Source organism: Billgrantia aerodenitrificans, from assembly GCF_021404405.1.
In the GTDB taxonomy this organism is placed as follows: domain Bacteria; phylum Pseudomonadota; class Gammaproteobacteria; order Pseudomonadales; family Halomonadaceae; genus Halomonas; species Halomonas aerodenitrificans.
In genome coordinates, this window is the sequence record NZ_JABFTV010000018.1 from 1 (window position 1) to 23,860 (window position 23,860).

Genomic DNA, 23,860 nt, shown 5'->3' on the forward strand with positions numbered 1-23,860 from the left:
GCACTTCCAGAAGCTGGAACTGGTCGTCAGCAACGTCAAGTTTCAGGACGGAGAGCAAGTAGCCGATCAATCAGACAGGAATGCGGCCTGACCGTCATCCACCAGATTTGACGATAACTCTGTCTGAGCTGGCCATCGTTTCTTCTCGTCCATTGCGCCTCAAAGCCAAAGCTGCAAAAGGTTATCTTGGCGCCAAGGCCGCCCTTGCCCTCTCGGCGGACCCGGGTCGGTTTCTCTCAACAGTGCAAATCGGGATCACCTTGGTCGGCGTTCTCTCCGGTGCGTTCTCCGGTGCAACGCTGGGTGTCCGGCTCGCCGACCTACTGCCAAGCCTTGGAGTGCCTGTTCAATACGCCAACCCATTGGGTGTTGGTATCGTTGTGCTGGTGATTACGTATCTCTCACTGATCATTGGTGAACTCGTTCCCAAGCAGATTGCGCTCACCAATCCAGAGGTCGTTGCTTGCCGTGTGGCACCGGCGATGCATCTGCTTTCACGCGCCACCTTGCCTCTCGTCTGGCTCTTGGATCACTCAGGCAAACTCGTTCTCATGCTGTTAGGGCACTCAGGTAAGCGGGGCGCCAGCGTCAGCGACGAAGAGATCCGCATGCTCATCGCTGAGGCGGAGGGAGCAGGCACCATAGAGAAGGCAGAAACGAAAATGATTACCGGCGTCATGCGCATTGCCGACCGTTGTGCACGCGGTGTCATGACCCCTCGACACGAGGTCGAAGTGGCAAGGGCAGAAGAAAGTCTCTCAGAGATACTTGCCCGGCTGCGCAATTCTGGCCGATCTCGCCTGCCGCTACGTGATGGTGCACAGGACGACATTGTAGGCATCCTGCTGAGTCGCGATTTGTTGCACGCATCGCAAGAAGGATTCGACCCGCGTTCACTCGCACGTCCAGCAGCGGTGGTTAATGATGCACTCCCAGCAATCCAAGTAATTGAGCAACTCAAGACAGCACCTGCACAAATGCTGCTCGTCTACGACGAGTACGGCCATTTCGAGGGCGTTATCACGCCTATGGACATTCTCGATGCCATTACGGGTGGCTTCGATGAGATGGAGCTGGATGAACCCAAGCTGGTCGAGCGAGCAGACGGCTCCCTGCTGGTTGCCGGCTGGATGCCTGTCGATGAGTTTGCCGACCACATCGGCATAACGCTAGAAGACGATCACGACTATGAGACTGTAGCTGGCCTCGTTCTGCAACGGGGTGCGGTAATGCCGAAGGTGGGCGAGCACGTCTCTGTCGACGACTGGCGAATCGAGGTCATCGACATGGATGGGCGAAGAATCGATAAGTTGCTCGTTCAGAAAATCCCCACCATGGGCGAAACGCCTTCGTCTCCCTCTTGAGCTGGCGAAGTACGAAGACGTCCCAGTTACCCTATCCCGCCTGCTTGGCCTGACGCTCCAGCTCAGCGGTCAACTCAGGCTGGAGCTTCAGCGCAGTGGCCAGTTGATCGAGCCAGGCGCGTTCCATGGGGTTCTGTTCGTCGACCACCGCTACGCTGATGAGATACATCTCGCGCGCGGCTTGGGGCGAGTCGGCCTGGCGCGCCAGCGCCTCGGCATCCAGCGGGGCAGTGAGCTGGCGCTCGACCCAGCGATGGAGCTCGTCGTCGGCACCTAGCGCATCGATCTGCTGGGCCAGGAGTTCGCGCTCCTGGGCGTCGATATGGCCGTCGGCGCGCGCGGCCATGATCATGGCCTGAAGCAGCTCGAGGCTGCGACGCTCCTGGTACTCGCCTTCAAGCGCTTCGACTGGCTTGCCCTCGGCACTGCTGCCAGCCGACTGGCCAGCCGCTCCCTTGGCCCCTTGCGAGTTCTGCCAGGCTTTCCAAGCCAGCATCCCCACCGCGGCAACGGCGCCGTATTTCAGTGCCTTGCCGCCGAGCTTGCGCCCACGTTTGGAGCCGACCAGCAGCCCCAGAGCTCCGCCACCCAGCAGGCTCTTCATATCCAGATTCAGGCCGCTGTCAGCGGCGGAACCCTGGCCCGATGAACCGCCTCCCAACTGACGAGACAGACCTTCGAGCATACCTTTGACATCCACACCACCACTGCTTTTGTTACCGCTCTGGCCACCGGCTTGCTGCATGAGTTGCTGCAAGATCTTACTGGCGTTCATGGCTTAATCCCTAAGGGGATCCACACTGCCGCGCTACGGCAGTGTGGATCGATTGGACAGTGGGTTCACTCTTCGTCATCCATACGCGCTTCGTACCAGTCGAGCGCCTGTTCCATGCGGTCGTAGCCCCAGAAGGGCTCGTCGCCGGCCATGAAGAACGGTGCGCCGAATACGCCCAGTTCCTGAGCCCGCTCGGTGGCCTTGCGCAGCGATTCCTTGACCTCGGGCCGCTGGCTCTGCTTCAGCAGCACCTCGGCGTCGAGATTGACCTCGGCCAGGCTGTTGGCGATGACCGCGGGATCGGCAATGTCCTGGTCGTGGTCGAAGTTGGCGCGGTACACGCTGCGTACGAAGGCCGGCACCCAAGGCTCCTGGGCGTGCCAGTTGACGATGCGTGCCGGTAGCAGGCCGCTGCGCGGAAACTGCGAGGGTTGGTGGAAGCGGATGCCATCGCGCTCGCACAGGCGTTCGATGTCACGCCACATGTAGCGGCCCTTGGCTGGGAACAGCTTGAAGGGAGTGTCGCTCCAGCCCTGGGCCTGGAAGATCGGCCCCAGCAGGAACGGCTGCCAGTGCACCTCGATGTCGCGCTCGGCCGCCAGATGCTCGAGCTTCATCGCAGCCGGATAGGAGTAGGTGCTGGCAAATTCGAACCAGAAGGTGAACGTCATGGCGGCTCCTCATGTTTCGTTACAGCCTCGGCTGACTGGCGCCTGAGTGCAAGCTCCTTTCGTTGGCCCTTCTTCGCTCGCCCCGCATCGCTCAGCCAGTACTTGACCCGCATCATGCACTTTTCGTTCAGCTTCTCCATACTGAAGTGTATTAGGAAAGGAGAAATCCTGTGCTCAAGCCCCTGAACGTCACCCAGGTATACCGCGCCTGCCCCGAGGATGCCTTCGATTTCGAGGTGACCAGCGAGCTGGAGTCGCTGGACATGCTGAGCGGCCACGCCCGGGCCCGCGACGCGCTGGACTTCGGCACCTCCATGCGCAGCGAAGGGTTCAACCTCTATGTGCTGGGCCACCCAGGCCACGGCAAGCATCAGTTGGTGGGGCGTTTTCTTGCCGAACGCTCTCACGATGAGCCTATGCCTCCGGACGTCGCCTACCGCTACAATTTCGAGGAGCCTTCCCAGCCGCTGCATCTACTGTTGCCTACCGGCATGGGCCGCGTACTACGCGCCGACATCGAGCAATTGGTCGAGGAGCTGCGCACCGCCATTCCTGCGGTGTTCGAGGGCGACGAGTACCAGAACCGCCTGCACGAGCTGAAACAGGCCATGGGCGAGCGCCAGCGAGATGCGGTGGAGGGCGTGCGCCGCGAGGCCCGCGAGCACGATATCCTGCTGCTCTCCACGCCCAACGGCTTCACCTTCGCGCCGGCCGCCACCAACGACAAGATGATGTCGCCGGAAGAGTTCGAGCAGCTCCCACGCGACGAGCGAGAGCGCATCGAAGGCACGGTTCAGGTGCTGCAGAAGAAGCTTTCCCAGGCTATCCGCCAGATGCCGCGCCTGGCCAAGCAGCTGCGCGAACAGATCACGGCGCTCAACCAGGAGATGCTGCAAACCGCCATCGACGCCCCACTGGCCGAACTGGAAGAGCGCTATGCCGACCACGACGGCATTCTTAACCACCTTACGGCGCTGCGCGATGCGATGGTGCTGCACGTGGATGCGTTCGTTGCCGAAGAGCCGGACATTCCGCCGGAGGCGATCTTCAGCCGCTTCCACATCAACCTGATCGTCGACAACACCAACTGCGATGGCGCTCCCGTGGTGTATCTCGACCTGCCTACGCATCAGCACCTGGTGGGACGCATCGAGCATCACGTACACAACGGCACACTGGTCACGGATTATTCGCTGATTCGTGCCGGTGGCCTGCATCGGGCCAACGGCGGCTATCTGGTGGTCGACGTACGCGCGCTACTGATGCACGCCGGCGCCTGGGAAACCCTGAAGCGCGTGCTGCGCGCCGGGGAGATCCGCACCGAGTCGCTGGAGCAGGCCTACGGTCTGATCAGCACCACGACGCTCGAGCCCGAACCGGTACCGCTCGACCTCAAGGTGGTGCTGCTCGGCGAGCGCCTGTTCTATTACCTGCTGTGCGAGAACGACCCCGACTTCCTGGAGCTGTTCAAGGTGCAGGCGGACCTGGAAGACGAGCTGGATCGTAACCATGGCAACCAGCCGCTCTATGCCCGCATGGTGGCCACCCTGGCGCGGGAGTCTGCCCTTCGCCCTCTGGATCGCAGCGGTGTGGCGGCGGTGATCGAACGTGCCAGCCGCCTGGCCGACGACCAGACCAAGCTGACCGCCCGCCATCGTGCCCTGAGCGATCTGCTGGAGGAAGCCGACCACTGGGCAGAGCGTGACGGCGCCCAGGTGATCTCCCGCGCCCATGTCGACAAGGCGGTGGAGCAGCAGCTGTGGCGGGCCAGCCGCATTCACGAGCGCAGCCACGAGGCGATTGCTCGCGGTACCGTGGCGATCCAGCTCGAGGGCTCGGTGATCGGCCAGGTAAACGGGCTTTCGGTGATGAGCCTGGGCGACTACGCCTTCGGCCAGCCTACGCGGATCACGGCCACGGCGCGCCCCGGCCCTGGCCACGTGGTGGATATCGAGCGCGAGGCACGCCTGGGCGGACGCATTCACTCCAAGGCGGTGATGATTCTGTCGCGCTGCCTGGCCAGCCGCTATGCGCCGGATGCGCCGCTGTCGCTATCGGCCAGCCTGGCCTTCGAGCAATCTTACGGCGGCATCGAGGGCGACAGCGCCTCGGTGGCCGAGGCGTGCGTGCTGATCTCGGCCATCGCCCGGGTGGGGATCGAGCAGCGCTTTGCCGTCACCGGCTCCATCGACCAGCACGGGCGGGTACAGGCCGTGGGTGGGGTCAACGAGAAGATCGAGGGCTTCTTCGATATCTGCCAGTCACGCGGCGGCGTGAAAGGCCACGGCGTGTTGCTGCCCGCCACCAACGTGGAGCAATTGATGCTCAAGCAAGCGGTGCGCGATGCCGTCGCTTCCGGTGACTTCCATATCTACGCCATCGAAACGCTGGACGAGGCGCTGGAACTGCTCACCGGCATGCCCCCTGGCGAACGTGACGACGAAGGCCACTATCCTGCCGAGAGCCTGAATGGCAAGGTGGTCGAACGGCTCGAGGCCTTCCATCGAGCGGTGAAGAAACGCGCTGCCAGTGACGAGAATTCCGCTCACGAAAATGCCACTGACAAGAGCAAGAATGGTAGCAAGATCGAGGATGTGAACGGAGACAAGGAAGGCGATCCAGAGAGTGAGGAGCCCGACGATGGCCACTGAGGATGCGCTTCCCCATGGAAGGCAGGTAAGCGAAAACGGCACGGCCCTGGAAGCGGCCAGGGTTCTCGCCCTGCTCGATGCTTCCCGCCACAGCCTGGCGGCGCTTACCGCCGCGGTGGACCTGGCCAGCCTGCGACACGCCGAACTGGTCGCGCTCTATGTGGAGGACATGGATCTGCTGAGCTGTGCGGCCTTTCCCTTTTCCTGCGAGATCGGCGCCCAGTCGGGCTTGTCGCGCCCGCTCACCCACGACTCGCTGGAAACCAGCATTGCTCGCCAGCTGCAGCGGGTGCATCAAGCACTTGCCGGTGCCGTAGCCGGAAGAAGCCTGCGTCATCGTCTTGAGATCACCCGTGGGCAGGTGGCCTCGGCCGCGCTGACCATGGCCGCACCGGAGGACGTGCTGGTGCTGGGCAAGGCCGGCACGACGGAGCGCTGGGGTACCCGGCTGGGTTCCACCAGTCGCCGCTTGATTCTGGAAGCGCCATGCACGGTGCTGCTGTGGGATGAACGCCACCCCTTCAAGCGCGGGCCGCTGCGCTGGCTGAAACCTGTAGCCGGAGAAAGCGAAGCGCCACCGGCCATGGCGGAGTGGCTGGCGGCACTGTTCGAGGGTGGCGCCCCGCTGCCCGTTAGCCACGCCCACGAGCTGGAGCGAGCGCTGGCACGTGCCGATGCCGGCGGTCTGCTGCTTCACCGCAGCGAACTGGAGAGCCTGCTGAACGAGGACCCGGAGGTGATTGCGAGGGTGCCGCTGCCGCTACTTATCGTGCCCTAGCAGCCTGTCAATTCCGTCAGGCTGCTAGATCTCCTTGTTCTCTTCGACCCGCCTCCTCATCCAGGCACCGATGAGCAGTAGCAGAGCCAGAGCGATGAGCGGCAGAACGAGATCGAGGCTGATGAAGTCGTCTCCCCGGGAGACGGCCTGCAGGCCGCTGTGAATGGCGCTGGCGTACACCGCCCACTTGATGCCCAGCCCCAGGGCCGCGGCCATGACGAAGGTGGAAAGCGGCAAACGGCAGAGCCCTGCGGCGTAGTTGATCACCGAGTGAGGGAAACCGGGCAGCACTCGCAGCGCACACTGGGTAAGCAGGTCGCCGCGCTTGGTGAGCATTTCCATGATCTTGCGGGTCAGGCCTTCCGGGTTCCAGCGTTTGCCGACCCGAGCCGCCAGGTAGTACGCGCCCAGTGCGCCACTGACACTGCCGAGGATGAGCATCGGCGTGGCAATGTGGGGCGGGTAGAAAGGTGCAATGAGCCACAGGCCTATACTGCCGGGCAGGCCTACGGCCAGTGTGACGGCCATGGTCAGCATGACACCGATGACTACCAGAGGATGGTGCGAGGTCTGCTCGACCCAGTGCCGTACGGCGGTGAGATCCGGTGAGTGCCAGAACCAGACATAGGCAGCCATGGTGGCACTGGCCCCCACGGCAACCAAGCGCCAGCGGCGGCGGAGTGACGAGTCGTTCGGCATCGGCTAGCTTCCATTCGGTTTGCGCCAATGGTGCCATGCTCACTTCAATAGGTCACTTCCAGCCGGCCGTCCTGGCAGTTATACGGCGGTTTTAAGCGTCGAGTTCGCCCTGCTTCTCGTGTGTCGCCAGCTCAGGTGCTACCGAACCCTCGGCCGGCTCCAAAGGTGGCTCCTGCAGCCGCTGCATGGTGGCAACCCGCAGGTCGATATAGCGCAGCAGCCCGAGTTGGGCGAACAGCACCGCCAGGCACCACATAAACCCCTTCATAACGCTCACGCTGGCTTCCTCGCTGAGGCCGACGGGGCCTCGTCAAGACGAGTGTAGTCCTACTCCGGAAAAAGAAAAAGATAGCCACCTAACATTTATGCAAAAGGCCTGCGCGAGCCTACAGCCGCTCTTCAACCCGCTCGAGGATCTGCCGGCTGACCTTGCTGACGAGCGGTTTGGCGGCCTTGGTCACGGCCTTCTCGACCAGGCGATTGCGCAGTGTGTAGGTGAGCGTGAAGGAAACCTCGGTGCCCGCTTCCACCGGGTTGAGACGATAGCAGCCCTCGTTGTGCACCCCTTCCACCGATTGCCATGCCAGTACCTCGGGGGGGCGGTTCTCGGTGATAGCCACGTCGAAGGTCCAATCCATGCCCACTGCGTGCACGTGCCAGCGGTAACGCTGGCCGCCGAGGGGCTCGATGCGTTTGATCAGATCGGAATAGTCGACGAAATCCTCGACCCGCTCGAGCAGGGCGAAGACCCGCTCCGGTGGCGCCGGGAGAATTGCACTGTGTTCGATGGTGGCCATGCGGTTCCCTATGCTGCACTTCGACGCTAAAATGCTTCACCTTCACATTGCAGGGTACTCCCCCCTGCCCTACAGCGGCTATCGCGAAGATGTCCTGGCAAAGATGTCATGCTAGTTGCGATAGTCCAGCTTTATCCAAGAGGTTTAGTAATGTCCACACCCAAGGTCGGTTTCGTCTCACTGGGCTGCCCCAAGGCGCTGGTAGATTCCGAGCGCATCCTGACCCAGCTGCGTACCGACGGCTACGAGATCGTGCCCAGCTATGACGACGCCGACGTGGTGGTGGTCAATACCTGCGGCTTCATCGACAGCGCCAAGGCCGAGTCGCTGGATGCCATCGGCGAGGCGATTGCCGAGAACGGCAAGGTGATCGTCACCGGCTGCATGGGCGTGGACGAGGCGGCGATTCGCGACGTTCATCCCAGCGTGTTGGCCGTAACCGGCCCGCAGCAGTACGAGCGTGTAGTAGGTGCCGTGCACGAGGCGGCCCCGCACCGCCATCAGCACGACCCGCACATCGACCTGGTGCCGGCCCAGGGCGTGAAGCTCACCCCGCGCCACTATGCTTACCTGAAGATTTCCGAGGGCTGCAACCACAGCTGCAGCTTCTGCATCATCCCTTCCATGCGCGGCAAGCTGGTGAGCCGCCCGGTGGGCGATGTGCTGCGCGAGGCCGAAGGCCTGGCCAAGGCCGGTGTGAAGGAGCTGCTGGTGATCTCCCAGGACACCAGCGCCTACGGCCTGGACCTGCGCTATGCGCCGAGCGAGTGGCGCGGCCGCGAGGTCAAGACGCGCCTCACCGAGCTGTGCGAGGCGCTCTCCGAGCTGGGCATTCGCGTGCGGCTGCACTATGTGTACCCCTACCCCCATGTGGACGAGCTGATTCCGCTGATGGCCGAGGGCAAGATCCTGCCCTACCTGGACATCCCCTTCCAGCACGCCAGCCCCAAGGTACTCAAGGCGATGAAGCGCCCCGCCTTCGAGGACAAGACCCTGGCTCGTATCAAGCGCTGGCGCGAGATCTGCCCCGAGCTGACCATTCGCTCTACCTTCATCGTCGGCTTCCCCGGCGAGACGGAAGAGGACTTCCAGTACCTGCTCGACTGGCTGAGCGAAGCGCAGCTCGACCGCGTGGGCTGCTTCCAGTACTCCCCGGTGGATGGCGCACCGGCCAACGAGCTGGGCCTGGAGCCGGTGCCGGACGACATCAAGCAGGAGCGCTGGGAGCGCTTCATGGCCCACCAGCAGCTGATCTCCGCCGCTCGCCTGGAGCGCAAGATCGGCCGCGAAATCGAGGTGCTGGTGGACGAGGTCGACGAGGATGGCCCCATTGGCCGCAGCGAAGCGGATGCCCCCGAGATCGACGGCATGGTATTCCTGGAATCCAAGCGCACCCTGCGCCCCGGCGACGTGGTGCGCGCTCGCGTCACCAACGCCGACGAGTACGATCTCTGGGCCGAGGTGATCGAGGAGAGTCAGCCGGTCAAATTCATGGATTTCTATAGTGCCTGATTAGGCACTTGATAGTCGTCCACCCCCGTCGTACGGGAAGCATCGTGTCAGACTCAGCCACCGAACTGCCAGGTAATGCGGGCGTTGATTCGCCCGCTGCGCCGGCCGCTCTCCTGGTCACGATCCCCCATGGGGTGGGCGTACTCTACCCCAAGCCGATAGTTTGCCAAGTTGCTCAGCTCGACACCGCCAACTGCTGAGATCAGTTCACTCTGGATATCGTGCTGGTTGAATTCGGTACGCGCCGCGTCAACCAGCACATAGGGCTCGATGCGGGTAAGCCAGGCTTTCCCTTTCAAGCTGTGCAAGTAACGTAGTTCGACCTCACCGGCATAGCCTTTGTCGCCCTCGGCTTGGCCATCCGGATAAGCACGACCGAAGCGGCTGCCCCCATAGTTGCCGCGCTCCGCCATCGGTAACCTGTCATCCGACCAGAATCCCGCAAGACGCGTACTCAGACGCCAGTTGGGTGTCAGCTGCTCGGCCCAGCGCGCCTGCACTCCTGAACGAGTGAAGTGCAGGCTCTCATCGCTTGCAACAAGCTGCTCTTCGGCATGAATTTCGTTGCGATTGGCACCAAGATCAACGCCTTGACGCAGGTCTCCACGGATTTCCAGCAGACGCTGCTCATCTCCTATGCGGTAGGTGGTGTTGAGCTCGATAGCGGAATAGTGCAAGTCCTGCCGTGTATGCCGTAGCAGCTCTCCATCGAGGCGGATGTCATAATCGGCTCTCTCGTTGTGATGATCCACCGCCATACCCACCTCCCAGAGACGCGTACGCCTCAGTAGCAGCGGATAATCCGCAGCGGCACGGAAACGGTTACGCACCTTGCTTTCATGCACGTCCAGCTCTTGGCCTAACAGCAGCAAAGGCTCGTTATCGCTGCTATCGAAGCGGTTCGCCCCGAGCGTAATGCGCAGACCATCGCTACCTAGCTGCTGCTGGTACTCCACGGCATAGAATTCATTGTCATTATCCACCGGCATCAACGCAGCGAAAGAGAGCTTCTCGCCGTATGGGGTATTGGCCTGGAGGCTCAGGTTACCCAGCACCAGGAAATCGTCCTCATTACCACCGTCAACCGACAGGCCAGCCTGAATACGACGGGTATCACGCTCCTCGACCCTCAAGGTCGTTCCCCCCGAGGGTGTTCTGGGTACCGGCGCGCTGATCGCCAACTGCGCCCCGGGAATCCGATCGATCAGCGCGGTATAACGCTCGAAAGTGGCGCGCGTCAGCGGTCGTTCGCCATGCATACGATTCGCCAGCCGTTCGACACGGGCTGCCACCGCGGCATTGGTGATGAGAATTTCATTACGCACGATATGCCCCTCGACCACCACCACCGTGACGGTTCCATCCACGAAATTATTGGTCGGCAGGTAGGCGTAGGAGAGAGGATAGTCGGCTTTCTGATAGCGCTTGGTAATGGCTTCAACGGCATCGATCAGATCGCCAAGCCTGACCTCATGGCCCACCATCGGCACAAGGTCTACGGCCAGCGACTCGAGATCGAAGACCGAGCCGCCGACGATGTTGACGTGTTCGACCGGAATGCGCATATCGCGGTCGAGTTCGCCTGGGCTGACTGGCAGCTCGACGCGCGTCGTGCTGCGTAGCTGTTGCTCTCTGACTTCCTGCAAGGGAGGCGAGAGCGTTGGCTGTCGATCATCGATCAGCGCAGGAAGGTCACTGGCATGAGACTGGCCGAGATGGAAAGGCCCCCACGAAAGCAAGATAAGACCGGCATAAAACGGCAACACTCTATTGTAGCGTGTCGACGGCATAGCAATCCCTGCGGCAAGAATCCAAGGGTAAGACGTGGTGGTTATTCGTGTTATCGGCTTACTGTGCACAGGCACGCAGCGACCACTGCGCTGCATGCCTGGACCCCACCATTGCGGTTAGCGGGAGCTTCCCAGCAGGCCACCCAGCAGCCCGCCCCCTTTCTTCCTGCCATCGCCCTCGGCAAGTAGACTACCGGTCAAGCCATCGACGGTACCGGTGACACCGCCAAGCAGACCTTTGTCGCCACCGAGAAGGCCGCCGCTTTGACTGCCACCAAGCAAGCTACCGGTCAGGCCATCGACGGTACCGGTGACACCACCGATCAGCCCTGAGTCGCCAGCGAGAAGACTGCCCTTCTGAGCACCACCAAGCAGCCCTGTATTGCCACCAAGCAAATTCCCTTCGTTAGCTGTATTACTCAACGGGCCTGTCCGCAGCAGGCCACCTTCGATGTTACTGTTGGCCGATAACAGGCCGCCGGTGTCAACGATCAGTTGGCCAGCTCCGGTAACCGTCGTACCGACACCTGCCAGTAGCGCATCACCACTTGCCAGATCATCGCCCAGCATTACCACTACACCGCCGACTTCCTGCAGCAAGTTACTGGCCGGCGGACCGACGACCAAGGCATCTCCCAAGTTTTGAGTGATCCCACCAAGATCGACGACAAGCGGCCTCACGACTGCGGTCAGCTCCGTCGTCAACCCGGCGAGATGAGCATTCTCATCGGTCAACGACAACGTCAGCGCATCCGCTGTAGCGGTTACCGTGCCTCCCAGCTCCTCGACGGTACCACCGAGACCGGTAAGCAACCCGGTGGCTTCATCGACCTGCAGGAATACCGGCAGCGTGTTGAGAGCCTCGACGGTGGTGCCAGCAGCCGATACCGCTTGCCCAGTGTGACCAACGGCGCCAGTCACGCCTGCCAGGGTAGTGCCCAAGGCATTGTCGTTTTCAGAAATATCGCCGAGCCCAGCTCCGATACCGTCTGCCAGGGTGTTAACGCCATCCCCCAAATGAATGACAACGTTGCCGCCACCATCGGTAATGGCTCCAACCAGCGGCGCATCAAGTTGAGTGACGGCATCACCTACGGTGGCGATAGTATCTCCCAGCCCACCGGATGCCTCCGATGTACTCTGTGCAATTCGCTCGAGCCCGGAGCCGCCGCCACTACCATCGCCCACCCCGCCCGTACCACCATTACCGCCCCCCGGGCTCCCCGGGCCAGTAGCATTGCCAAGTGGCTGTGAGCTGGACGAAGTGCCACTGCAACCTGCCAGCAGGATGGCCGTTGTCAGGGCCGCCAACGGTAACAACCGATTCATTGCAACCATCATTTTTGTCTCCTTTCTTCCTTGGTCGTCAGGACATGATTGTTGTCATTGCCGCTTAGGCGAGATCGACGCCAAGCGGTAAATGCATCTCAACCCCGACAGTTCCTCCAGACTGTCGTGGGCAACGCCATAGCTCTGCAATCGAGCACTCACCCTCAATCGTTACACTTGATTACATTAATGAGTTCTTCCTACGTGTTGTAGTCAATCTCTTACGCTAGAGAATCCCGTACACCAGATAGCTCCTCCTTAAAGAAAGATTCGCATGCGAAATATTTTGCAATAATGAGATTTTAGGTAAAAAATGATTAGTAACTTTGCACTTTCGCTCACCCGCCCACCAGTCGTTCGTGCGGGGCATGGACGGGCGATATAAGCCACTCGCTTATTTTACGAAGACCTTGGACTTACAGGGAGTTAGCCAAGTGAACTGCATCTCGCCGGCTGTGCGGTCTGCCGAGATCTGGCTGAGTGACAAAGCATCACATCAAGTGTCTATGCGCCAACTCGCCGACTATCTTGGCTATTCGGAGTCTCACTTGAGGCGTCTGTTCACGAGCCATTTCGGCTATAGCCCAGGCCGTTATCGCGATCTCCTGCGCCTGGAGCGTGCCGCCATGCTATTAGCACGTACGCGCTTGCCGATCATAGAAATCGCCATTCAGTGCGGGTACTCGAGCCACCCGGTTTTTACCCGTGCATTTCGCCACAAGCATGGCAGCAGCCCGCGCACGTTCCGCCAACAATTTGAACATTACCAACAAGTTGCGATTTCCAGACTTCGTCAGGACGTCTTTGATTCCTGCCGTCCTCGCATCGTCAAGAACGCCAAGTATGAGCTTTACCTGGCTCGCCACTATGGCAAGCTCGATCTCAAAGCCCAGCAGCATACCTGGCTGCACTATACGCGCCGGACCCAGCTGTCTAGCCAACATCGATCGCTTATCCAGCCCGCCTGGATCTATCACGACGACCCTGACATCACCCCTGGCGAGCGCCTCAGAACGGATCTTGGCTACCGTGCCATGCATCCGTACTCTCTGCCAACAGAACGCTTTTTTCACCGCATCCGGATAGAGAGCAAGCGCGCGGTTACGGCACGCTTCGATAAACCTACTGACATAGAACATTTGAGAACATACTTGACGTTGGTGTGGCTACCGCAGCATGGGGAGAGCATCGATGGCAACGCGACCAGCGTACTGTTCGACGCTGCGGATGGCTGCTGCGGTTCCGGTACACTGACCATACCGCTTTTGCATTGACCTGATGGCAGCCTGCAGAAACAAGAACGCCGCCCCGTCTTTAACGAAGGGGCGGCGTTCTTGATTGAGCCTTGGCTCATCGGGCTCCGCGAACGGAGCCCGAGGACGATCAGTCCTGACCCATCTGCTGCTTGATCAGGTCGCCGATGGTGGTCGGGCCACCGCTCTCGACTTCCTGCTCGCGCAGTTTCTTCAGGTTCTGACGAGTGTCGTCCTGATCCTTGGCCTTGATCGACAGGTTGATCGCACGGTTCTTGCGATCGACGTTGACGATGCGGGCTTCGACGGTGTCGCCTTCGCTCAGCACGTTGCGCGCGTCTTCGACGCGGTCGGCGCTGATCTCGGATGCCTTGAGCACGGCAACGACGTCAGTGGCCAGCTCGACGTGGGCTTCCTTGGCATCGACCTCGATCACACGACCGGAGACGATGGAGCCCTTGTCGTTGACAGCCAGGTACTCGGCCACCGGGTCGGAGTCGAGCTGCTTGATGCCAAGCGAAATGCGCTCACGCTCCGGGTCGATGGAGAGGATGACGGCTTCGGCTTCGTCGCCCTTCTTGAAGCGGCGCACGGCTTCTTCGCCAGTCTCGGACCAGGAGAGGTCGGAGAGGTGAACCAGACCGTCGATACCGCCTTCCAGACCGATGAAGATACCGAAGTCGGTGATCGACTTGATGGTACCGGACACGCGGTCGCCCTTGTTGTACTGGGCGTTGAAGGTTTCCCACGGGTTAGCGGTGCACTGCTTGATACCCAGGGAGATACGACGACGCTCTTCGTCGATGTCGAGGATCATGACATCCACTTCGTCGCCGATGTTGACGACCTTGGACGGGTGGATGTTCTTGTTGGTCCAGTCCATTTCGGAGACGTGAACCAGACCTTCGACACCCTCTTCCAGCTCGGCGAAGCAGCCGTAGTCGGTGAGGTTGGTGACGCGGGCCTGAACGACGGTACCCTCGGGGTAACGCTCGGTGATGCTGACCCACGGATCTTCGCCCAGCTGCTTCAGACCCAGGGAGACGCGGTTGCGCTCGCGGTCGAACTTCAGCACCTTGACGTTGATCTCGTCGCCCACGGCAACGATTTCGCTCGGATGCTTGATGCGCTTCCAAGCCATGTCGGTGATGTGAAGCAGGCCATCGACGCCGCCCAGGTCGACGAAGGCGCCGTAGTCGGTGAGGTTCTTGACGATACCGACGATCTGCTGGCCTTCCTGCAGGGTGGCGAGCAGCGCTTCACGCTCGGCGCTGTTCTCGGCTTCGAGCACGGCGCGGCGGGAAACGACAACGTTGTTGCGCTTCGGGTCGAGCTTGATGACCTTGAAGTCGAGTTCCTTGTGCTCGAGATGCGTGGTGTCGCGCACCGGACGCACGTCGACCAGGGAACCCGGGAGGAATGCACGGATGGAGTCGATGTCGACGGTGAAGCCGCCCTTGACCTTGCCGTTGATCACGCCCTTGACGATTTCTTCTTTCTCGAAGGCCGCTTCCAGAATCTTCCACGCCTCGGCGCGCTTGGCCTTCTCGCGAGACAGACGGGTCTCGCCGAAACCGTCTTCGACGGCTTCCAGGGCAACGCTGACTTCGTCGCCGACGGCGATGGTGAGCTCGCCGTTATCGTCGCGGAACTGCGCCGCGGGAATCTGCCCTTCAGACTTCAGGCCGGCATTGACGGTGACCCAGTCACCTTCGATGTCGACGACGGTAGCCGTGACGATGGCGCCCGGCTCCATGTTGATGTCCTGCAGTGACTGTTCAAACAGTTCAGCAAAGCTTTCGCTCATGATTTTCCTACGTGATCAACGGTGTTGAGGCGTTGCCGCCTTCTCCGCACCACCAGCGAGTGCGGGCCTTATTTACCAAACCCCCGAGGATGTTAGCGCTGGTTGGACCTGGCCGGGCTTGCAAGAATTTAGTGCCCGACCATGCCATGACATCCGTTCGAGGGCGCCGCAAGGGAGATCAAGTCTCGGGGACGAGGCCACGCTGGGCCAGCCACTCCGTCAACCGTTCCACCACTTCCGGTATACTCAGGCTCGTGGTATCAAGCGTTATGGCGTCATCGGCCGGCTTGAGCGGAGCCACGCTGCGCTGCATGTCGCGTGCATCGCGTGCCTGAATTTCCTTCAAAAGACTCGATAGACTAGCACTGACCCCCGCCTCCTGCAACTGAAGGTGGCGCCTGCGCGCTCGTTCTTCAGGGCTCGCAGTGAGGAAAACCTTCAGCTCGGCGTCGGGGAAAACCACGGTGCCCATGTCGCGACCGTCGGCCACCAGACCGGGGGCCTGACGGAAGTCGCGCTGACGCTGCAGCAGCGCCTGACGCACGCCATTCAACGCCGCTACCTGAGAAGCGGCGTCGCCCACCTGCTCGGTGCGGATCTCACGGCTGACGTCATCGCCTTCGAGCAGCACGCGGGTGCTCTCCGCCTCGGCGACGAACACCACGTCGAGACCGGCAGCAACCCGTTCCAGCGCGGCTTCGTCATCCAGCGCCACGCCGTGGCGCTGGGCCGCCAGCGCGGTCAACCGGTACAGCGCGCCGCTGTCGAGCAGATGCCAGCCCAGGCGCTCGGCGACCAGACGGCTGATGGTGCCCTTGCCGGCACCACCGGGTCCATCGAGGGTCAGCACCTTGGCCGTTTCGCTCATGCTCTTTCCTCTGTATTTCCGGCATCCTCTTCTTCGACGTGCAGGCCGACCGTTCGCGCCAGCTCGGTGAAGCCGGGGAACGAGGTAGCCACGTTGGCGCAGTCGTCGATGACGATCTCCTCGCCGGCCCGCAGCGAGGCCACCACGAACGACATGGCGATGCGGTGGTCGCCCAGACTGTCGATGCGCCCGCCGCCGTAGGCGACTTCACGCTCGCCGGCGCCGACGATGTCGATGCCATCCTCGAGCACGGTGTGCTCGACGCCCAGGGTCGCCAGACCGTCGGCCATGGCCTGAATGCGGTCGGACTCCTTGACCCGCAGCTCCTCGGCGCCGCGCAGGCGCGTGGTGCCGGTGGCGCAGGCGGCGGCGACGAACAGCGCCGGGAACTCGTCGATGGCCAGCGGCACCTGATCGAGGGGAATGTCGATACCCTTGAGCGGCGCGTAGCGGATGTGCAGATCGGCCACCGGCTCGCCGCCCACCTCGCGCTCATTGGTGAGGTGCAGGTCGGCGCCCATCAGCTTGAGGATGTTGATCACGCCGATGCGCGTGGGGTTGATGCCTACGTGCTCGAGAATCAGGTTGGAACCCGGGGTGATCGCCGCCGCCACCAGGAAAAAGGTAGCCGAGGAGATGTCGGAGGGCACGTCGATGGGGGCTGCGGTGAGCTTGCCGCCACCGTTGAGCCAGCAGGTGTCGCCCTCGCGATGCACTTCATAGCCGAAACCGGCCAGCATGCGCTCGGTGTGGTCGCGGGTGGGCGCCGGCTCGCGCACGCGGGTCTCGCCTTCGGCATAGAGCCCGGCGAGCAGCAGGCACGACTTCACCTGGGCGCTGGCCATGGGCATGTCGTAGGTGATGCCCTTGAGCTTCTGGCCGCCGTGGATCTTCAACGGCGGACGCCCGCCTTCGGCGGTGTCGATCTTCGCACCCATGACACGCAGCGGGTCGGCCACACGGCCCATGGGGCGCTTGGTCAGCGAGGCGTCGCCGATCAGTTCGGTGTCGAAGCCTTGGCCCGCCAGCAGCCCGGCGAACAGGCGCATGGCGGTACCGGCGTTGCCCACGTAGAGCGGCCCGGCCGGCGCCTTGAGCCCGTGCATGCCGACGCCGTGCACGGTAACGCGCCCTTGGTGCGGCCCTTCGATGGCCACGCCCATCTCGCGGAACGCCTGCAGGGTGGCGAGGCTGTCTTCCCCTTCCAGAAAGCCCTTCACTTCGGTCACGCCTTCGGCCAGGGCGCCCAGCATGATCGAGCGATGGGAGATCGACTTGTCGCCCGGTACGCGAATGCGCCCGGCCACGCGGCCACCGGGCGCGGCCCGGAAGGTGAGCTTGCCTTGTTGTTGCATCTGGTATTCCACCTGATAACTGGTCTGGTTCAGGAGAGAGTCGAAGTAGTGTCGTGCATGGCTGGCACGGTCGAAGATGGAGAGCATAGCATCACCGTCGCCCGCTTCCACGGCCTGGCGCAGCCGCCCCAGACCGGCCTCGAAATCGTCGAGAGAGGACAGCACGGCGTCGCGGTTAGCGGTGAAGATGTCGCGCCACATGACCGGGTCGCTGCCGGCGATGCGGGTGAAGTCGCGAAAGCCGCCGGCGGCGTAGCGAAAGATCTCCAGCCGTTCGTCCTGGCGCGCCAGGGTGTCTACCAGCGAGAAGGCGAGCAGGTGCGGCAGGTGGCTGGTACGTGCCAGCACCTGATCGTGGCGCTCAACGTCCATCTCCAGCACTTCGGCGCCGCAGGCACGCCACAGCGTCTGCACCCGGGCCACGGCGGCCGGGGCGGTCTCGCGGCTTGGGGTGAGGATCACTTTATGCTTGATGTAAAGCTGCGGGTTCGAAGCTGCCACGCCGCTCTTTTCCGAGCCGGCGATGGGATGCCCCAGCACCAGCCCCGCCGGCAGCTCGCCGAAGGCCGCCAGCGCGCAGTCGCGCACCGCCGCCTTGGTGCTGCCGACGTCGGTGATGACGACCCGCGGCGCGGTACCGCTCAACGCCTCGCGTGGCAGCAGGTCGGCGAGCTCCTGCATCACGCTGCGCATGGCCAGTACCGGCACCGCCAGAACGATCAGGGTAGCGCCTTCCACCAGCGACGCGAGGCGGGTGTCGCCGTGGTCGATCAGGCCCATTTCGATGCCGCGGGCGATTTCGCCGGCATCCGGATCGCAGGATTGGATGGTACCCGCATAGCCGACAGCACGCAGCGCGGCGGCCAACGAGCCGCCGATAAGCCCCAGGCCGACGATCAGGACTCGCGCTTCGTTCGGCATTACGCTCGGGTTGCTACGCTCCACCACGCTTACAGCACGCCTACGGGGTAGGAGCCGAGCACCTTGAGCTCGGAGGCGCGCAGACGCACTTCCTCGAGCACCGCGGCGACACGCGGTTCATCCACGTGACCCTTGAAGTCGATGAAGAACACGTAGTTCCACACGCCGGTGCGCGAGGGCCGTGTCTCCAGACGGGTGAGGTCGATGGAGTGACGATGGAAGGGCTCGAGCAGGTCGTGCAACGCGCCGGGCTGGTTGCGCATGGCCACCACGATGGAGGTCTTGTCCTCGCCCGACATCGGTACGTGCTGGCTGCCGATGATCAGGAAGCGCGTGGAGTTGTCGGGGCGATCCTCGATCTTCTCGGCAACCTTCTCCAGACCGTAGAGCTTGGCCGCCATGTCGCCGGCTATCGCCGCGCTGTGCCACTCGCCCTTGATCATCTTGGCCGCTTCGGCGTTGGACGACACCGGCACCCGCTCGGCCCGCGGATAGTGAGCGTCGAGCCACTTGCGGCACTGCGCCAGCGACTGCGGATGGGAGTAGACCCGCGAGACCTTGTCGCGCAGGGTGGTGTCGGCCACCAGCAGATGGTGGTGAATGCGCAACACCACCTCGCCGCAGATGTGGATCGAGGAGTCCATGAACGAATCGAGGGTATGGCTGACCACGCCTTCGGTGGAGTTCTCCACCGGCACCACGCCGTAGTTGACGGCGCCGGCCTCCACTTCGCGGAAGACTTCGTCGATGGCTGCCATGGGCATGCTCACCGCGCTGGCACCGAAGTGCTTGAGGGCGGCCTGCTGGGTGAAGGTACCCTCCGGGCCGAGATAAGCCACCTTGGTGGGCTGTTCCAGCGCCAGGCAGGCGGACATGATCTCGCGGAACAGCCGTGCCATCTCTTCGCTGTTGAGCGGCCCCTGGTTGAGCTCCATGATCCGCCGCAGCACCTGGGCCTCACGCTCGGGGCGGTAGAACACGGCGCCCTTGTCGCTCTTGGTCTTGACCTCGGCGACCTGCTTGGCACACTCGGCGCGGGCGCTGATCAGGCGCAGGATGTCGTTGTCGATCTCGTCGATGCGCTGGCGCAGCGTGTCGAGATTGTTGGGGCTATCGGTCATGGCTTATCCCCTGCGTTGCTCGAAGTCGGACATGAAGTCGATCAAGGTATCGACGGCCGCTTCGGGTACGGCGTTGTAGAGGCTTGCCCGCATGCCGCCGACGCTGCGATGGCCCGCGAGGTTGAGCAGCCCGGCTTGTTCGGCTTCGGCCAGGAACGTCTTGTCGAGGCTGGCGTCGGCCAGTACGAAGGGCACGTTCATGCGCGAGCGGTTGCGCGGCGCGATGGGGTTGGAATAGAAGCCGCTGGCGTCGATGGCCGCGTAGAGCTTGGCCGCCTTGCGCGCGTTGATCGTCGCCATGGCCTCGAGCCCGCCGATGTCGTGCTTGAGCCACTGAAACACCAGCCCCGCCAGATACCAAGCGTAAGTGGGCGGCGTATTGACCATGGAACCCGCTTCGGCCATGGCCTGGTAGTCGAACAGGCTGGGAATGCGCGGGCAGCGCCGGTCGAGCAGGTCGTCGCGCACCAGCACCAGGGTGAGGCCGGCAGGGCCGATGTTCTTCTGCGCCCCGGCGTAGATCACGCCGAAACGCGACACGTCGAGCGGTTCGGCCAGGATGCTGGAGGAGTAGTCGCACACCAGCGGCACGCCGACGTCGGGGATATAATCGAACTCCAGCCCGCCAATGGTCTCGTTGGCGGTGTAGTGCAGGTAGGCGGCATCGGCGGAGAGCGCGATGTCGGCCTGGGTCGGCACTTCGGCGTGGCCGCTGGGCTCGCTGGAGCCGGCCATGTGCACGTCAAAGCCCATCTGCTTGGCTTCCGCCAGCGCCTTCTTGCCCCAGATTCCGGTATACAGGAAGTTGGCGGTGCCGCCCTGCCCCAGCAGGTTCATCGGCACCATGGAGAACTGCAGACTGGCGCCGCCCTGCAGGAACAGCACCTTGTAGTTCTCGGGCACGGCGAGCAGTTCGCGCAGGTCGGCCTCGGCCTGCTCGGCGATGGCGACGAACGCGGGCGAGCGGTGACTCATCTCCATGACCGAGAGCCCGCGGCCCTGGTAGTCGAGCAGCTCTTCCCTTGCGCGTTCCAGCACCGGGGTGGGCAGCGCCGCGGGACCGGCGCAGAAATTATAGTGGCGTGTCATCAGCGTGGTGTTCCGTTCTACTCATGTCGTGGCCAGGCGAGATGAGCGCCGGGGACAAGCCGTAGCGAGGGTTTTTTGCCATGGATGGCAAAAATAGCGCCCAGGGATGGGTTCACAGCGCCCTCGCGAGGCTTGTCGCCGGAACAGCTCATCGCTTTCCGGTAATGCAAACGCGCTTATTCGTCGTTCTGGCTCTCTTCTACGCCGCCGTTCTCGTCCGTTTCCGGCCCACTCTGCAGCTCGGCGTTAGGCGCGTTCTCAACTTCACCCTCAGCGCCGTTCTCGAGCTCACTCTCCGCTTCGGGCTCGTCGATACGCACGGTCTTGACCAGCTTCTCGTCATTGCCCAGGCGGATCAGCATCACGCCCTGAGTGTTGCGCGAGGTGATCGAGACCTCGTCGACGCGGGTACGCACCAGCGTGCCCCGGTCGGTGATCAGCATCATCTCGTCGGCGGAGTAGACCTGCATGGCGGCAACCAGAGAACCGTTGCGCTCGCTGGTCTGCATGGCGATGACGCCCTGGCCGCCACGACCGCGCAGCGGGAACTCCTCGAGCCGGGTGCGCTTACCGTAACCGTTCTCGGAGGCGGTGAGGATGTAGATCTGGCCGCCGTTGCCGTTCTCCAGCGGCGCGCCCTCTTCACCTTCCACCTCACTGTCGGCATCGGCGTCGATCTGCTGGCTCTTGGGAATGATCAGGCTGATCACCTCGGCGTCGCCCAGCAGCTTCATGCCGCGTACGCCGCGAGCGGTACGACCCATGGCGCGCACGTTGCTCTCTTCGAAGCGAATCGCCTTGCCGTTGGACGACAGCATCATCACATGGTCGTTACCCGACGTGATGGCGGCACCCACTAGGCGGTCGCCCTCTTCGATGTCGATGGCGATCAGGCCGACGCTGCGCGGACGCGAGAACTGATCGAGGCTGGTGCGCTTGACCGTGCCCTTGGCGGTGGCGAAGAAGATGTAGCAATCCGGACGGTAGTCCTTCACCGGCAGGATGGCATTGATCGCCTCGCCTTCGTCCAGCGGCAGCAGGTTGACCAGCGGCTTGCCGCGGGAACCACGGCTGGCGGCGGGCATCTCGTAGACCTTGAGCCAGTACACCTTGCCCTTGTTGGAGAACAGCAGCACGGTGTCGTGGGTGGAGGCCACCAGCAGATGCTCGATGACGTCCTCGTCCTTCATGGCAGTGGCCGACTTGCCGCGACCGCCGCGACGCTGGGCCTGGTAGTCGGAGAGCGGCTGGGTCTTGGCGTAGCCGGTCCGCGAGACCGTGACCACCATGTCCTCCTCGGCAATCAGATCCTCGATGGAGAGGTCGAGGTGGCTGGCCTGGATCTCGGTGCGGCGCGGGTCGGCGAACTGGTCGCGCACGGCCATGAGTTCTTCGCGAATCACCTCGAGCAGACGCTCGCTGGAAGCCAGAATGGCCATCAGCTCGGCGATCTTCTCCAGAATGCCCAAATATTCGTCAAGCAGCTTCTCGGTCTCGAGGCCGGTCAGGCGGTGCAGGCGCAGTTCGAGGATGGCCTGGGCCTGGGCCGGCGAGAGACGGTACTCGGTGCCGGTGGTGTTGAGGCCGAAGCCCTCTTCCAGCTCTTCCGGCTTGCACGAGGTAGCACCGGCACGCTCGAGCATGGCGGTGACCTGACCCGGCGGCCACACCTTGTCGAGCAGCTTTTCCTTGGCCTCGGCGGCGCTCGGCGAGGCCTTGATCAGCTCGATCACCTCGTCGATGTTGGAGATGGCCACGGCCAAGCCTTCGAGGATGTGGCCACGCTCGCGGGCTTTCTTCAATTCGTACAGGGTGCGCCGGGTGACGACCTCACGACGGTGACGAATGAAGGCTTCGAGGATTTCCTTGAGGTTGAGGATCTTCGGCTGTCCATCCTCGATGGCGACCATGTTGATGCCGAAGACGTTCTGCAGCTGGGTCTGGGCGAACAGGTTGTTGACCACCACCTCGCCGGACTCGCCGCGCTTGACCTCGATCACCACGCGCAGGCCGTCCTTGTCGGACTCGTCGCGCAGCTCGGCGATGCCTTCGATCTTCTTGTCCTTGACCAGCTCGGCGATCTTCTCGATCAGCCGCGCCTTGTTCACCTGGTACGGCAGCTCGGTGACGATGATGTGATCGCGGCCGCTCTTCTCGTGGTACTCGATGGTATGGCGAGCACGCACATAGATGCGCCCGCGACCGGTACGGTAGGCCTCGAGGATGCCGGCGCGGCCGTTGATGATGCCAGCAGTGGGGAAATCGGGGCCGGAGATGTACTCCATCAGATCGTCGACGGTGAGTGTGTAGTCGTCGATCAGCGCCAGACAGCCGTCGATCACCTCGCCCATGTTGTGGGGCGGGATGTTGGTGGCCATGCCTACGGCGATGCCCGAGGAGCCGTTGATCAGCAGGTTGGGCACCTTGGTCGGCAGCACCTCGGGAATACGCTCGGTGCCGTCGTAGTTGTCGACCCAGTCGACGGTGTCCTTGTCGAGATCGGCCAGCAACTCGTGAGCCAGCTTGGCCATGCGCACCTCGGTGTAACGCATGGCAGCGGCGCTGTCGCCGTCGATGGAGCCGAAGTTGCCCTGGCCGTCGACCAGCACGTGGCGCATGGAGAAGTCCTGCGCCATACGCACGATGGTGTCGTAGACCGCGCTGTCACCGTGGGGGTGGTATTTACCGATGACATCGCCCACCACACGGGCCGATTTCTTGTAGGCTTTGTTCCAGTCGTTGCCAAGCTCGTGCATGGCGAACAGTACGCGCCTGTGCACCGGCTTGAGGCCATCGCGCACGTCCGGTAGCGCGCGGCCGATGATTACGCTCATCGCGTAGTCGAGGTACGACTGCTTCAGTTCGTCCTCGATGTTGACTGGCAGAATCTCTCTGGCGATGTCACCCATGGGTCGTCGAATCCTTTGCGCTACAACGGTTTGGTGCGCTCTTCTAGCCAAGCCGTGGCCGAGGCATGGCGCGCCATTACAGCCTGCCATCATACCACTCCACACGGCACAAAGGCAGCTTGCGTAACGCCCCGCGCCAATCCCGCATCGCTCATTCCTTATTCGCGACGG

The 23,860-nt window shown here is 62.6% G+C and carries 18 protein-coding genes; 5 read left to right on the plus strand and 13 right to left on the minus strand.

Annotated elements, in window-relative coordinates:
- Positions 1-80 precede the first annotated feature (80 nt).
- Complete coding sequence (locus HOP59_RS22510) at positions 81-1,364, plus strand: hemolysin family protein (RefSeq protein ID WP_234255635.1); 1,284 nt, start codon at positions 81-83, stop codon at positions 1,362-1,364.
- Positions 1,365-1,395: 31 nt separating this feature from the next.
- Here HOP59_RS22510 and HOP59_RS22515 read toward each other — a convergent pair whose 3' ends face one another.
- Entirely contained in the window at positions 1,396-2,139 is a 744-nt protein-coding gene (locus HOP59_RS22515; RefSeq protein WP_234255636.1) for a tellurite resistance TerB family protein, read from the minus strand.
- A gap of 65 nt (positions 2,140-2,204) precedes the next feature.
- Positions 2,205-2,810 (minus strand): 2-hydroxychromene-2-carboxylate isomerase, encoded by a 606-nt coding sequence (locus HOP59_RS22520; protein ID WP_234255637.1) that lies wholly within the window; start codon positions 2,808-2,810, stop codon positions 2,205-2,207.
- 170 nt (positions 2,811-2,980) lie between these two features.
- Between HOP59_RS22520 and HOP59_RS22525 the strand changes: the two genes are divergently transcribed.
- Complete coding sequence (locus HOP59_RS22525) at positions 2,981-5,461, plus strand: Lon protease family protein (protein ID WP_234255638.1); 2,481 nt, start codon at positions 2,981-2,983, stop codon at positions 5,459-5,461.
- On the plus strand, positions 5,451-6,239 hold the full coding sequence (locus tag HOP59_RS22530; RefSeq protein WP_234255639.1) for a universal stress protein: 789 nt from the start codon (positions 5,451-5,453) through the stop codon (positions 6,237-6,239). Before HOP59_RS22525 ends, HOP59_RS22530 begins: the two co-directional genes overlap by 11 nt.
- Positions 6,240-6,263: 24 nt before the next feature.
- Here the strand turns inward: HOP59_RS22530 and HOP59_RS22535 are convergent, their stop codons facing one another.
- The 3 genes from HOP59_RS22535 to HOP59_RS22545 all read right to left on the minus strand — a co-directional run bounded on the left by HOP59_RS22535 (position 6,264) and on the right by HOP59_RS22545 (position 7,735).
- Positions 6,264-6,938, minus strand: coding sequence for a TVP38/TMEM64 family protein (locus tag HOP59_RS22535; protein ID WP_010628798.1), 675 nt, complete (start codon positions 6,936-6,938; stop codon positions 6,264-6,266).
- A 91-nt stretch (positions 6,939-7,029) separates the two neighbouring features.
- Positions 7,030-7,215, minus strand: a complete 186-nt coding sequence (locus tag HOP59_RS22540; RefSeq protein ID WP_234255640.1) for a hypothetical protein — start codon at positions 7,213-7,215, stop codon at positions 7,030-7,032.
- A gap of 109 nt (positions 7,216-7,324) precedes the next feature.
- Positions 7,325-7,735: an SRPBCC family protein gene (locus tag HOP59_RS22545; RefSeq protein ID WP_010628799.1), complete on the minus strand. Its 411-nt coding sequence runs from the start codon at positions 7,733-7,735 to the stop codon at positions 7,325-7,327.
- Positions 7,736-7,885: 150 nt separating this feature from the next.
- Here HOP59_RS22545 and rimO point away from each other — a divergent pair, with 150 nt between their 5' ends.
- Entirely contained in the window at positions 7,886-9,247 is a 1,362-nt protein-coding gene (gene rimO / locus HOP59_RS22550; protein ID WP_234255641.1) for a 30S ribosomal protein S12 methylthiotransferase RimO, read from the plus strand.
- A 53-nt stretch (positions 9,248-9,300) separates the two neighbouring features.
- Here rimO and HOP59_RS22555 read toward each other — a convergent pair whose 3' ends face one another.
- Positions 9,301-11,037, minus strand: a complete 1,737-nt coding sequence (locus HOP59_RS22555) for a ShlB/FhaC/HecB family hemolysin secretion/activation protein (protein ID WP_234255642.1) — start codon at positions 11,035-11,037, stop codon at positions 9,301-9,303.
- Between the two features lie 117 nt (positions 11,038-11,154).
- Positions 11,155-12,378, minus strand: a complete 1,224-nt coding sequence (locus HOP59_RS22560) for a collagen-like triple helix repeat-containing protein (RefSeq protein WP_234255643.1) — start codon at positions 12,376-12,378, stop codon at positions 11,155-11,157.
- Positions 12,379-12,734: 356 nt separating this feature from the next.
- On the opposite strand from HOP59_RS22560, the gene HOP59_RS22565 reads away from it, so the two are divergent.
- Positions 12,735-13,640, plus strand: coding sequence for a helix-turn-helix domain-containing protein (locus HOP59_RS22565; protein ID WP_267966011.1), 906 nt, complete (start codon positions 12,735-12,737; stop codon positions 13,638-13,640).
- Positions 13,641-13,749: 109 nt separating this feature from the next.
- On the opposite strand, the gene rpsA is transcribed toward HOP59_RS22565, so the two are convergent.
- The 6 genes from rpsA to gyrA all read right to left on the minus strand — a co-directional run bounded on the left by rpsA (position 13,750) and on the right by gyrA (position 23,689).
- Positions 13,750-15,426 carry a 30S ribosomal protein S1 gene (rpsA, locus tag HOP59_RS22570; RefSeq protein ID WP_010628804.1) on the minus strand — a complete coding sequence of 559 codons (1,677 nt, stop codon included), beginning with the start codon at positions 15,424-15,426 and terminating at the stop codon, positions 13,750-13,752.
- 178 nt (positions 15,427-15,604) lie between these two features.
- On the minus strand, positions 15,605-16,294 hold the full coding sequence (cmk, locus tag HOP59_RS22575; RefSeq protein WP_234255645.1) for a (d)CMP kinase: 690 nt from the start codon (positions 16,292-16,294) through the stop codon (positions 15,605-15,607).
- A complete protein-coding gene (locus HOP59_RS22580) occupies positions 16,291-18,570 on the minus strand; it encodes a bifunctional prephenate dehydrogenase/3-phosphoshikimate 1-carboxyvinyltransferase (RefSeq protein ID WP_234255646.1) in 2,280 nt (759 codons plus the stop codon). The genes cmk and HOP59_RS22580 overlap by 4 nt, the downstream gene beginning before the upstream one ends.
- Before the next feature lie 29 nt (positions 18,571-18,599).
- Positions 18,600-19,691: a prephenate dehydratase gene (gene pheA, locus HOP59_RS22585; RefSeq protein WP_234255647.1), complete on the minus strand. Its 1,092-nt coding sequence runs from the start codon at positions 19,689-19,691 to the stop codon at positions 18,600-18,602.
- Between the two features lie 3 nt (positions 19,692-19,694).
- Positions 19,695-20,780, minus strand: a complete 1,086-nt coding sequence (serC, locus tag HOP59_RS22590) for a 3-phosphoserine/phosphohydroxythreonine transaminase (RefSeq protein WP_234255648.1) — start codon at positions 20,778-20,780, stop codon at positions 19,695-19,697.
- A gap of 176 nt (positions 20,781-20,956) precedes the next feature.
- A complete protein-coding gene (gene gyrA / locus HOP59_RS22595; RefSeq protein ID WP_234255649.1) occupies positions 20,957-23,689 on the minus strand; it encodes a DNA gyrase subunit A in 2,733 nt (910 codons plus the stop codon).
- Positions 23,690-23,860: the final 171 nt, after the last annotated feature.